The sequence below is a fragment of the Bacteroides sp. M10 genome (assembly GCF_014334015.1).
GTDB lineage: Bacteria > Bacteroidota > Bacteroidia > Bacteroidales > Bacteroidaceae > Bacteroides > Bacteroides intestinigallinarum.
In genome coordinates, this window is record NZ_CP060488.1 from 5156124 (window position 1) to 5168409 (window position 12286).

Sequence of the window (12286 nt, forward strand, 5' to 3'; positions counted from 1 at the left end):
ACTAGATACGCAATAAAAAAAGAAACGTTTAAAAGAAAAGTGATTTTTTTTAGAGAAACATCAAAATAGCTATCATATAAGGAGTACCCAGTGATTCGCGCAGTTTAGTCAATGCTATTTTCATCTGTACTCTTACAGTGGTCACATTAATATTCTGCTCCTCGGCAATTTCACTGTATGTCTTACCCTCATACAAACTTGCTTTAAATATGGCACGGCATTTGGCAGGCAATTCCTCCACCTTCTTCATGATGATGGTATTCATTTCGCTATGCTCCAATGCCTGCAAAGGATTATCGGAAGAAAGAATATGATTTTCGAGAAAAGCCCAGATTTCTTCCATCTGTTCCGTCATCTGTTTTTCGTTGAAATAAGAAGAGCGCAGATAACTGATACTTGCATTTTGAATGGCACGCCGCAAATACGGAAGAGCCGGATAAGTGATGTGATGGCGATTCTGCCAGAAAGCAACAAAGACATCATTCACAATCTCCCCTGCCACCCTCTTGTCATGCACATAATAAACAGCTATCGCACACAAATAAAGGTAGTAGGTATGATAGATTTTATCAAATGCTTTTGTATTACCGTAATTTAACTGTTCAATTAGATTTTCAGAGATTTCTGGTAGATTCATTCGTTGTCTTTCTTTAAGGAACGGTGCAAATATAGCGATTAATTCAGAAAAACAAAATTCCAATCAGATAAACCGGAGCCCGGCAATCATTCCTTAGCCCTACAATCCCATCGGTATTTTCAACAAATACCAAACAATAAACAGCAATGTCCAGACAACCAGGATGCCTAATGAATATCTCCAAGTATATTTCAGCAATGAGCCATACGTAATCTGCTTATCATACTGCCGCATATAGGTAAGCACCAGAGGCATATAGAATAAGAAAGGAGTAATGGCATTCGTCGAGCTATCTCCGATACGAAAAGCACATTGTGCTATATCCGGAGCAATTCCCATCTGTGCAAACATAGGAATAAAGATAAAAGACATAAAAGCCCATTTGGAGGTAGCAGATACCATAATCAGATTTATCAATGCCGTAAACAGAATAAACAGGACAAGAGCAGACAAAGGAGCCGGTTCAAACGAAGAAAGCAGATCAGCACCCATGATAGCCAAACATTTGTCCAGATGAGAATATTCAAAACAGGCAAACATCTGCGCAGCGAAGAAAGCGATAACGAAATACACCCCAAGAAGCTTCATTGGCTGCGTAAGTCCTTCAATTACATCATTGTCAGTGCGATACCGTCCGGAACTGAATCCATAAGCCATTCCCGTAATACCTGCTCCCAAAGAAAGCAAAAACAAAATACCGGCAATAAAAGGCGAATGCATCAAACCACCATTCACACCCCGCAAAATTCCATAAGAAGAAAAAGTAAGCCACAAGATAAGAGCCACATAGGTAGCTGCCACAACAATGGAAATCATAATGGCACGCCGTTCTTTACGAGACAGAGGATGGTAAGCCACCACCTTCATACTGCCTTCATACTTACCTAACGTAGGAAGAAGCCATTTTTGAGTAATCCAATACACAATAGCCGTAATGGCCACCGTTGAAGCACTCATAAAAAAGTAATTGCAAAGAGGTTCCGTATTCCCCTGATAACCCGTTTGTGCCAGTGCAGCCTCTTGCGTGGTATGCGCCAACAACGGGTCCATCGTACTCAATACAATATTAGCACTATACCCGCACGCAACGGAAACATAAGCCGTAACAATCCCTGCAATCGGATGAAGCCCCACCCATTGAAACAGCATAGCAGCAATAGGCAATAAAATGATATATCCACCATCACCAATGGCATTCGACAACAAGCCAAGCACAATCACCCACAAGATGATCTTCCTCTTTTCCTGCCGGTTTCCCACCCCCATGCGGATACAAGCATCAATAAAACCGGAATGTTGTGCCACTCCCAATCCGAACATAGCAATAATCACCATGCCCAATGGAGCAAAACCTGTAAAGTTCTTAATAGCATTCCGCAACCACCAGCGGATTCCTTCCGGGCTCAACAGGCTTTGTACACGGATATCCTCACCTGTCTGCGGCAATGTCACTTTCAATCCATAGATATCGCATATCCATGAAAGAAAGACCACTGCCATTGTCAGCAGAAGGAACATCGTAGCGGGATGGGGCATGCGCCATTTATTCTTCATCATTTTCCGACTAAGCAAGAAGCTACCGTTAATACTTAATTTACTCTTCGTCAGGCTCCAGATTATCCAGATCAATAATACGCAATTCCAATGCACGTACTGCCAACCGGGTAGCATTCACTCCCACCCGTTCACCATTCGGAAAAAGACGTCCGATAAGATCATTCTGCCGTTTCTCCAATGATTTCACACCAAAAGGCATTCCTTTCAGATTGGCAATCATCTCTTTCGTATAACCCAAAGCCAGATGACGGAGAAAACGTTCATCGTATTCATCAATATCATAACTGATGACAGCCTCCCGACGCTTGGCATCATTGGCTACCGATTTTTTGAAACGATCTACAATCTTTTCCAGAATCGGATAGTTAAATACCAATTTCTTTCCATCCATCACAGCCTGTACATCTGTTTTCGTCAGTAGCTCACCCGTTTTGAGGATGATTCCATCGGCACCGGCATTCAATACGTCCACCCACAACTTTTCGTTCAGAATCTCACCCGTGAAGATCAATACCCGAACTCCTTTGTAACGTTTGAATATATTCTTGCAAATATCAACGCCAATGGTCGTAGAACCTCCTAGTCCTAAGTCCAACAATACCAGATCGGGAAGCTGGGCCTCCATCAACGGCCAAAACTCACTTTCCGTCATTGCCGTGCCGATCACTTCTGCATTCGGTATTTCATGACGGAATATTTCTTCTGTTCCTTTCAACTCCAGTTTTACATCCTCTACAATAATAACTTTAAACTTCTGTTCTTCCATGTTCCTTATCTAATAACTTTTATGTGTTTTCCTTTTATCGGCGCGGAATAGTGAAATAAACCGTAAACCCGCCGCCTTCAGCCGGCTCGGCATTGATACGACATCCCCTGCGCCCCGCAAATTCGTCGTGGTCGCGGATAATCTGCTTACATACCAGATATTCCGTTCCCCTCAACTCCCCTTTTTCACCGGAAGTCATACGTGCCAGATTCGGATAAAATAGTTGATTCAACTCTTCCACACTCTTCTCACGTCTCGTATCCGTAAAGAGGAAACGAATATATTCATTATCCTTGCGCGCTTGCAGACGTATCACTCCATCTTCACGCACAGTCAATGCTTCATCAATCAAATTCTCCAATAGAAAACGCAACTGATTCACGTCTCCTATCACCTTCGCCTCCATCGGCTCTATTTCCAATTCTATCCTCTCCGGCCGATTCTTCATCAACTTCTTGAAATATTTTCCGGCAGCATCCAAAAGTTCCTGTACCGGAATCACCGTACGCCGGAAAGTGACCTCCTCCAATTGACGGGAAGCACACGAACTCAAAATCGTAAAGATTCCCTTATAGTATTCAATCAATTCCGTCATAGTCTCCACCGCTTCACGCTCCTCCGTTTCCGAAAGATTCTGCGCATTCAACCGCCCTACAATCTGTTTGATCTTATTCGGATAATAAATCGTCTCATGTTTAATCGTCGACAGACAGTTGTCAAGCACCATATTCTGAACATGCAACATGCTGTCTTCCCAGGAAGCCCGGCGTGTTTCTTCGTGTGCCGACTCGATATCCCGGTATTTTGTAGCCAATTTCACCACTGCGTTAAACACAACAATAGCCACATAACGAGCTACCAGTTCAAAAAGCAGTCGATCCGTCTCCTGTTCCGTTCCTTCTCTGCGCTCCAGATAAAGCACACCGACACATTGATGCTCGCCCCCTGCTTCCACCATCAGCGGAATTGCCTGAAGATGCTGTTCGGAAAGATATTTCCCGGAACTAAAACACTGCTCTACCATTTCCGGCATTTCCTGTCCGGGACGAGAAGCATATTCCAGCCGGTGTGTCGTTTCATTATAAACGGCAATTCCCATCCGATCAATCGTCAGTAATTCATTAACAGAACCGAATGCTTCATCCACAATCCGCTGCGGAATTTCTTTAAGCGTACTCTCTTCCCGTTGAAGTGCCTCTGCATTTTCCTGTTCCTGCGGTCTCACCAAAGATGCAGCAAACACCTTCTGGTTAATCTCAAGTACCTGTTCGAGATTCAAACGATTCTGCAAACGTTTTCTCATGTACAGAAAATAATATCCGACCAACGAAACAATCAATAAAACAAAGCATAAAATAATTCCTACCGTCTTATTGGTATTCGAACGCTCCAACTGCCGGCAATATGCTTCGAGAGTTTGATCCTCTCCCTGCAACTTATACAAATCCGTAAATGCCGAATTATTATAACTATATGCATCCAACTGTTTCAAAGCCAGAAAAGCAACTGACGCCTCATTCCTGATATCCAAAATTACATGATAATCCGAATCAAACAGTTCGTTCCACCAACTGATTTCAGCAGGCGTTCCCTCACCTACCAGCTTCATATACCGATGTGGGCGATCCGGACGCGCATATTTTTCATAATGCTCATTCAGAAAAAGCATCGCAGAATCTATATATTGCAAAGCCAACTCATAATTTTCATCCACATTAGCAAAATAGGCAGCATTTGCATAATCCGATGCTACATCCAGCAAATCCTCATACGCAGAATCCGTAACTACTACAATCGAATCGCCATCCTGCAACATGGGAGGAATCGGATCATGCAGACAAGAAACCATCCCCAACGGAAGCAACAAGCAAAGCAACAATACCCCCATCGCTTTACGCACTCCCGAAGGCAAACGAAAATAGAAACGGCTTCCCTTCCCCAGCTCACTCTCCACATCAAAGACACATCTCCGGAATAAATCATTCGTTTTCTTATACTTCTCAATGATTCCCTTACAATTCATCAATCCGAAACCACTACCTTTGTTTTCTTTCAACACTTCCGGATCGGCTGCATTCTTCATTCCGATCACACGGGAATCATACACCTTCTCACCAATGATATGCGCCACATCCTCTTCGGAAATACCTCTTCCGTTATCCTCCACAGAGATCTCGACATAAGCATCCTCCGTAGTACGGGCATACACTTTAATTGTTCCTCCTTCCGGAGTATATTTACGGGCATTTTCCGCCAGCGTATTAATCATAAACAAAGTTAGTGCCCGGTCGGCCTTCACCATAACCGTAGTCGGTTCAATTTCCAACTTCTGATTTTTCATTTCAAAAGCACGTCTTCCCTTGCCTAGCAACTCAAACAGTTCATTGAGACTGAAAGTTTCAATATTCAGGCTAAGCGTTCCTTGCTTCATCTTAATCCAAAGAGCCAGAATATCGTTGTACTCATTAATCGTAGTTACCAGCTCATCAATGTATTGATACTTCTCTTTCTTAATCTTCGCATTATCAATATACCCCCGCTCCGTCAACTTATGCACCTCGTTCAAGATACGGTCGATATAAGGATTAATACCATTGACAATGGCCAGACAAGCCTTCTTTATAAGATTCTGACGTTTATTTCCCGCAATATGTTGTTCGTAAACATACCGTTGCTTTTCCAACTGCATCCGCTCGTCACTCAACGCTTCCACCATCTGCTCATTGTCCGCAGCCCAAACAATATACGGTTCAAGCACATGCACCAATGCTTTTTCATCACGGTTCAACCGATGCAGAGGAACCAGTGCCGCTTTTCCTTCCTCCGGAATTTCCAGTTGAAGACGTCCTTTCCCAAATAGTTGATCGATACCTTGTTGAATTAATGGAACATTCATCGGAATGGACGAAGTTATATCCCGGCAAAGAGTCAGAATCCGTTGCAGACGCTCCACGTCTACCTGATTCCTTATTTTAGACCGTTTATTGAAAAACCACCAAAGAATAACCACCAATACAAGTCCGACAATAACCAAAGAAAGTACAAGCGTCATTTGTCGTGAATCGGCTTCCAATGAAAGATAGCGGCTCTCCAACTCCTTATCCTGACGGGTATAATTTAAAATATCCAAATATATATTCCGGTTGTAATCAGAAGCATACTTCATCCCGAGCCCCGCATACGACACACTCAATTGCTCCCGAATCCTTGAGATCCATTCAGGTACCGTTCTCACATCTTCCTGCATGATCCATGGAACCCCGGTATAAGTCGTATCTCCCTCCACAAAAACATGTAGTTTATCCAATGTATCCGCCGCATGGTGATAATAGAGCATGTGATGTTGATTCACACAATCCAACGCTTTTGCAAGCGTATCCAATGCCTCCGTATAACGTCCGTGCTCATTCATATATTTACCGATAGACACATACGCACCGGCAATCTGATACAAATCATTGTACTCACGAAATTTTTCAAGCGCACGCTGTGCCATTCGCAAAGGCAAAAGCGAATCTACAGGAAACCCAAACTGATCCAGCGCATATCCCCTTCTCGTCCGGAAAAGTTCGAAATTATTGGGTGAAACCATCAGATTAGCCAATCCTTGCAGACCATTTCCTTCGAAATAAGGATGATTAGTCTGAACAGCCGTCCGCCAGGTAATATAGAGTTGGTCGAACTCACGCATTTTCCGGTCTTCCGGCTTGGTTGCTTCCACCAACGAAGCCGAACCTTTAATATAATGATAATAAAGCAACTGATTAGTATCTGTCAAAGCTTCATCTTCCGGAATCCGGTTGAGAGATGTGATGGCCTCCTGCCGTTGCTGCAGATAGTAGTAATAAATAGAAGAAACAATAAAAAATTCGGTGAATGCATAATCCAGGCGTAGCGCCTCGTGACGGTCGGCAAACAAATCACTCTCTTCACGAATACGTTTCATGCGCTTGAGCGCACTATTACGATAATCATAAAATTCTTTGTTCATAGCCGTTCGCTGACAGATTTTCATCAGTCCGATGTCGGCAATCAACAGTTCGAGTTCATTTTTAGTCAGTTTATATACTTCCTTATGCAGCGCTTCCGCCCGGTCAAAGTCCATAGCCATAAAAGCACAGAACCCCAGGTTGTTGGATGCTTCCGCTTTCCCCGACTTGTAGAAATTCACCTGCCGATAGGCTTCATTGGCATATTTATAAGAAGAATCCAGGCTTCGATAACGATAAGCATACGCTTTCCCGTTTAATGAATCAATCAGGCGCACCTCTTTGGTCGGCACCATATCAGTGCACGAAAAAAAAGAGGCAAACAACACTATACCTATTATATATAAAGGAAAGCGTGAACTCATTTTTGACTATTAACTGTTTTCAGAAAGCAAATCTACAAATATTTCCGATAAGTTGGAGAGAAAAATATTTTTTATACAATAAGTCCTTCTAAATAATAAGAGAAATTCCTACCTTTGCAGGCAAATTAACAAATAGGTAACATCTATTACAAAATGAGCGAAAAAGCACCCTTTATGGTATTCTCGGGAACGAACTCGAGATATCTTGCAGAAAAAATCTGCGCAAGCCTGGATTGTCCTCTGGGAAATATGAACATTACCCATTTTGCCGATGGCGAATTTGCAGTTTCATATGAGGAGTCAATTCGTGGCGCACACGTATTCCTGGTTCAATCCACTTTCCCTAACTCAGACAACTTAATGGAACTTCTCCTGATGATCGATGCTGCAAAACGCGCGTCTGCAAAGAGCGTTGTAGCTGTAGTCCCCTATTTCGGATGGGCACGTCAGGATAGAAAAGACAAACCCCGTGTATCTATCGGCGCTAAGTTGGTAGCCGACCTGCTGTCTGTTGCAGGTATCGACCGCCTGATTACGATGGACTTGCATGCAGACCAGATTCAGGGATTCTTCAATATCCCGGTAGATCACCTGTACGCATCAGCTGTATTCCTCCCTTACATCCAGTCATTGCAACTGGAAAATCTGGTTATTGCTACACCGGACGTAGGAGGTTCAAAACGTGCCAGCACTTTCTCCAAATACCTCGGTGTACCATTGGTACTCTGTAACAAATCACGTGAAAAAGCCAATGAAGTAGCATCTATGCAAATCATCGGTGACGTAGAAGGTAAAAACGTCGTATTGATCGACGATATCGTTGACACAGCAGGAACAATCACCAAAGCAGCCAACATCATGCTGGATGCCGGTGCCAAATCTGTACGCGCCATCGCCAGCCACTGCGTAATGTCTGATCCGGCTTCTTTCCGTGTACAAGAGTCTGCCCTAACCGAAATGGTATTTACCGACAGCATCCCTTACGCAAAGAAATGCCCGAAAGTAAAACAGTTAAGCATTGCTGATATGTTTGCAGAAACAATCAAACGAGTAATGAATAACGAATCTATCAGTTCACAATACATCATTTAATAGATGATAGGTGACAAATGATAATTGATAGTTGAAGTTACTTTCAACAGGAAATTATAAAATGGATAATGACCGCTTTTGGTTATTATCCATTTTTCTTTGTACCATAAAAAAGAGGCCACGCAATGCGCAGCCCACTATCATTTATCATCTATCACCTATCATCTATTGAAGTCTTCCGAATTTATAGGTTCCTTTTTTAATCACCTTTCCATCTTTATCTGTTTCTACAAAAGGACCATTTTTCTTTCCTTGTTTGAAAAATCCGTCAAAGCGATTACCATCTTTATCAATTTGTACGCCCTGTCCATCTTCCAATCCGTCAACAAAGCCACCTTTATATTGCATTCCAGCAACGGTTTTTAGAGTACCCTGTCCATTGGGACGGTTGTCTTTCCAATCACCGTCATAAACATCGCCATTGCTCCATTTATAGACTCCTCTGCCATCACGTTTATTGTTTTTCCAGCTTCCTTCGTACACAGCACCATTCGCCCAGGTAAAAGTACCTTTTCCGTCTTGCATGCCATTTTTGAAATTACCTACATACTTGTCGCCGTTAGCATGATAATAAACTCCTTCACCGGTGCGTTCACCTAAGAGATAAGAACCTTCATAACGATCGCCCGTGTGAAAGTAGTAAGTACCTCTTCCGTGTTGAATATCATCCGCCCAGTCACCATCGTATTTATCTCCATTGGTATATTCAAATACCCCTTTTCCGTGACGGACATCATCTTTCCAATCTCCTTCATACTTACAGCCATCGTCCCAGTTCATGATACCTTTGCCGTTCTTCTTATCATTTTTCCAGTGACCGGTATATTTGGCTCCATTCGCCCAAGTGTATGTACCTTCGCCTTCACGCTTATCATTCACCCATTTACCTACATACAAATCCCCGTTATGATAATACATTGTTCCTTCACCATGCTGATAATCCTGATACCACATACCGTCGTAACGGTTATTATTCATAAAATAATAGATACCTTTTCCGTGCTGCTGGTCCTGAAACCACTGTCCTTCGTATTTTTCTCCATCGGGAAACATATAAATTCCATATCCTTCACGTTTCCCCTTCACATATTCTCCTTCAAAGACATCACCGTTTTTAAAGACTGTTTTTCCTTTTCCATTCGGTTTTCGTCCTTTCATTTCTCCCGTATAAACACTGCCATCCTTAAAAGTATAGTTGCCAATCTTTATTTCAGTGGAGAATGTATCTTTAATTTTTCCGAAAAATCCGCCTTTTTTTCCTTCATTTTCTTGTGCCATCACTCCCTCTTGTGCAAGAAGAGCCAGCAAAAGTGTAGTATATAGATATTTCCTCATTGGTTTTAGTCGTTACTCATTTTAGAATTACAATTTGGACAAAGATACAATTTCTATCCCAAACAGCCCACTTTCGGAAAGCAAATTATGACAACTTTTTACCTGCAATGACCTCTTTTAATGTCTCTTTGCACAAATAGCGCTGTGCCAAATCTTGTATTTCCATCGGAGTAACCTCATTCACAGCCAGCAGAGAACGTGAAAAGTAGTCATCATCCAGACCGGAAGTAGCAATGAAGATCCACGCATCCGAAAGTGAGAAAGGCGACTCATAACTACGGCACATTTCTCCCAACATATAGTTGCGTACAATAGTCAATTCTTCGGCTGACACAGGTTCCTGATGCAGGCGGTCTATTTCATGATACACTTCCTGTATCAACGGTTCCACATATTCATTATCCGTTTCTGTCGAGATAGCCAATAGTCCGCTATCCGGATAAAACATGATTCCTGCTGAAATACCATAAGTATATCCCTTCTCTTCACGAATATTAGACATCAGCCGACTACCGAAATAACCTCCGAATAAAGTCATCAATACCCGAAGTTTCAAATAATCAGGATGATTACGAGTAATAGTCGTATATCCCATCTTCACAGCACTCTGCATGGCATCTTCACGCTCTGTAAAAATTCTCTTTCCGGGAACAGCACTAAAAGGAAAACTTAATCTCGACACCTGCTGCTGATGCTGGCCGAAAGAAGTGCCGAATGTATCTGTCACCCGGCTGATAATATCCTCCGTCACCTTACCGGACAAAAAAATAGAGCAATTACCCGAATGATAATACCGTTCATAAAATTCACGGAGCACTTCCGGAGTGATGGCATGATAATCTTCCTCCACCACTATTTTACCACATGGATGCTGTTCGCCGTAAAGCGACTGCAACAGACTGCGGTGTGCCAAAAAATCAACTTTGGAAGCATTGACCTGGTATTGTTGGATATTGGTATCGAGAATGGTATGCAATTCCTTCTCCGGGAAAAGCGGTTCTTTAATCATGGATTCCACCACCTCCAATGTTTTCGCCAAATACTTATTCAACGAATAAACAGTGATATATGCATATTCCGACGAGCTGGACAATTCGAGCCATGAGCCGTAGTAATCCAGTTTTTCGGCAATGGTGGCAGCCGTATATTTTTTCGTGCCTTCGCGCAGCATCCGGTTCGTAAACAGAGCTTGCAGTTTCTGCGATTGCTGCCAGCGTCCCCCGGCAAAAAGCACATCTATGCGTACTACTTCCTGTTCACCCGCATTAATAACAGTCAACGGAATACCGTTTGGCAACGTCATTCGAACGGGAGGAAGTATACGAAAATTTTTCAGGGTTTGTATTTCAGGTTGTATCGTACGATCCATAAGATTAGATTCTATTCTTCAAAAATTCTTCTGCCCGTTCCAAGTCTTGTGGGGTATCAATTCCAATAGTTTCCACTTCACTGATACCGACCTTTATTTTGTATCCGTTCTCCAGCCAGCGAAGCTGCTCCAAAGATTCGGCCAACTCCAAAGAAGACTGTGGAAGCATGGTAATCTCTTTCAGCACCTCTGTACGATAAGCATACAATCCGATGTGCTTGTAGTAGGTATGTCCCTTCAACCAGTCCTGTTTCTCGGCATTACGCTGATAAGGAATGATAGAACGGCTGAAATAAAGTGCGTTCCAGTTCTTGTTGACTACCACTTTCGGTGAATTCACGTTTTCCAGTACAGCAAACGGTTCATCGGCAGTAAAAGGCTTCACCAACGTAGCAATCTGCGTGGTTACATCTTCAAAACAAGCCTTTACCGCATCCAGTTGTGAAGGCTGAATAAAAGGCTCATCTCCTTGTATATTCACTACGACGTCAAACTCACCTCCAATCTTGGTACAGGCTTCATAACAACGATCCGTACCACTTTTGTGGTGAACGGAAGTCATCACAACCTTTCCCCCGAACGCCTTAACAGCAGCTTCAATACGTTCATCATCCGTAGCTACATAAGCGTCATCCAAAACGCCTGCCACTTGTTCGTATACGCGTTGTATGACTGTTTTTCCGCCCAACATAGCCAACGGTTTCGCAGGAAAACGAGTGGATGCATAGCGGGCAGGTATAATTCCAAGAAATTTCATCTACTTAATAAATAATGAAGAATGGAAAGCAGATAATGACTGTTGTATATATCCCCTTTGCCAATCCTCCGGTTTTAATATTTTGTTATCATATAAAAGCATGTCAATATCCAGACATACTTTTTCCTCTTTCTTATCCTCCGAACGACGTCCGGACCTCTGTTCTATATCTTTCAGCATTTTCCTCACCGTCTCTTCATCCTTATCGGAATAGAACAGAACCACTTGGTTGGAAAACAGAGCCGGATTCTTAAAAAACAAAGGTTTAGTTTCCAGTTCGGGAGCAAAACATATAGAAGAGAACGATTCAGTCAACTTCTGTCTGGCAAAAGTCAGGTTCTCTTTCCTATTGTAATTACTCCCTATGCAAACAATATACTTGTGCATTAAAATTAAGTATTAGGTATTAAGTATTAAAT

At 42.6% G+C, this 12286-nt stretch carries 9 protein-coding genes; 1 reads left to right on the forward strand and 8 read right to left on the reverse strand.

The genetic code is table 11. From position 1 onward, the window contains the following. Positions 1-49 precede the first annotated feature (49 nt). The 4 genes from H8796_RS18890 to H8796_RS18905 all read right to left on the reverse strand — a co-directional run bounded on the left by H8796_RS18890 (position 50) and on the right by H8796_RS18905 (position 7314). Positions 50-637 (reverse strand): RNA polymerase sigma-70 factor, encoded by a 588-nt coding sequence (locus H8796_RS18890; RefSeq protein ID WP_117937627.1) that lies wholly within the window; start codon positions 635-637, stop codon positions 50-52. Between the two features lie 99 nt (positions 638-736). Beyond that, positions 737-2191 carry an AbgT family transporter gene (locus tag H8796_RS18895; protein WP_117937625.1) on the reverse strand — a complete coding sequence of 485 codons (1455 nt, stop codon included), beginning with the start codon at positions 2189-2191 and terminating at the stop codon, positions 737-739. A 40-nt stretch (positions 2192-2231) separates the two neighbouring features. Beyond that, positions 2232-2960 carry a DUF5932 domain-containing protein gene (locus tag H8796_RS18900; RefSeq protein WP_117937624.1) on the reverse strand — a complete coding sequence of 243 codons (729 nt, stop codon included), beginning with the start codon at positions 2958-2960 and terminating at the stop codon, positions 2232-2234. Positions 2961-2994: 34 nt separating this feature from the next. Beyond that, positions 2995-7314, reverse strand: coding sequence for a DUF5113 domain-containing protein (locus H8796_RS18905; RefSeq protein WP_187343857.1), 4320 nt, complete (start codon positions 7312-7314; stop codon positions 2995-2997). A 153-nt stretch (positions 7315-7467) separates the two neighbouring features. On the opposite strand from H8796_RS18905, the gene H8796_RS18910 reads away from it, so the two are divergent. After that, entirely contained in the window at positions 7468-8406 is a 939-nt protein-coding gene (locus tag H8796_RS18910) for a ribose-phosphate pyrophosphokinase (RefSeq protein ID WP_004295826.1), read from the forward strand. Positions 8407-8571: 165 nt separating this feature from the next. Here the strand turns inward: H8796_RS18910 and H8796_RS18915 are convergent, their stop codons facing one another. From H8796_RS18915 to H8796_RS18930, 4 genes are all read right to left on the reverse strand, one after another. Then, positions 8572-9741, reverse strand: a complete 1170-nt coding sequence (locus tag H8796_RS18915) for a phosphatidylinositol-4-phosphate 5-kinase (protein WP_004308900.1) — start codon at positions 9739-9741, stop codon at positions 8572-8574. 85 nt (positions 9742-9826) lie between these two features. Beyond that, the gene (locus tag H8796_RS18920) at positions 9827-11110 is read right to left on the reverse strand and encodes a pitrilysin family protein (RefSeq protein ID WP_117937622.1); all 1284 of its coding nucleotides are present in this window, start codon (positions 11108-11110) and stop codon (positions 9827-9829) included. A gap of 4 nt (positions 11111-11114) precedes the next feature. Continuing rightward, positions 11115-11867: a 3-deoxy-manno-octulosonate cytidylyltransferase gene (gene kdsB / locus H8796_RS18925; protein ID WP_117937620.1), complete on the reverse strand. Its 753-nt coding sequence runs from the start codon at positions 11865-11867 to the stop codon at positions 11115-11117. After that, entirely contained in the window at positions 11868-12254 is a 387-nt protein-coding gene (locus H8796_RS18930; protein WP_004318143.1) for a 2-amino-4-hydroxy-6-hydroxymethyldihydropteridine diphosphokinase, read from the reverse strand. Positions 12255-12286 lie beyond the last annotated feature (32 nt).

Excerpts from the sequence above, each read along its gene's own strand:
- kdsB (WP_117937620.1), bottom strand. The coding sequence starts at position 11,867 with ATGAAATTTCTTGGAATTATACCTGCCCGCTATGCATCCACTCGTTTT.
- H8796_RS18920 (WP_117937622.1), bottom strand. The coding sequence starts at position 11,110 with ATGGATCGTACGATACAACCTGAAATACAAACCCTGAAAAATTTTCGT.
- H8796_RS18890 (WP_117937627.1), bottom strand. The coding sequence starts at position 637 with ATGAATCTACCAGAAATCTCTGAAAATCTAATTGAACAGTTAAATTAC.
- H8796_RS18910 (WP_004295826.1), top strand. The coding sequence starts at position 7,468 with ATGAGCGAAAAAGCACCCTTTATGGTATTCTCGGGAACGAACTCGAGA.
- H8796_RS18905 (WP_187343857.1), bottom strand. The coding sequence starts at position 7,314 with ATGAGTTCACGCTTTCCTTTATATATAATAGGTATAGTGTTGTTTGCC.
- H8796_RS18895 (WP_117937625.1), bottom strand. The coding sequence starts at position 2,191 with ATGAAGAATAAATGGCGCATGCCCCATCCCGCTACGATGTTCCTTCTG.
- H8796_RS18915 (WP_004308900.1), bottom strand. The coding sequence starts at position 9,741 with ATGAGGAAATATCTATATACTACACTTTTGCTGGCTCTTCTTGCACAA.
- H8796_RS18930 (WP_004318143.1), bottom strand. The coding sequence starts at position 12,254 with ATGCACAAGTATATTGTTTGCATAGGGAGTAATTACAATAGGAAAGAG.
- H8796_RS18900 (WP_117937624.1), bottom strand. The coding sequence starts at position 2,960 with ATGGAAGAACAGAAGTTTAAAGTTATTATTGTAGAGGATGTAAAACTG.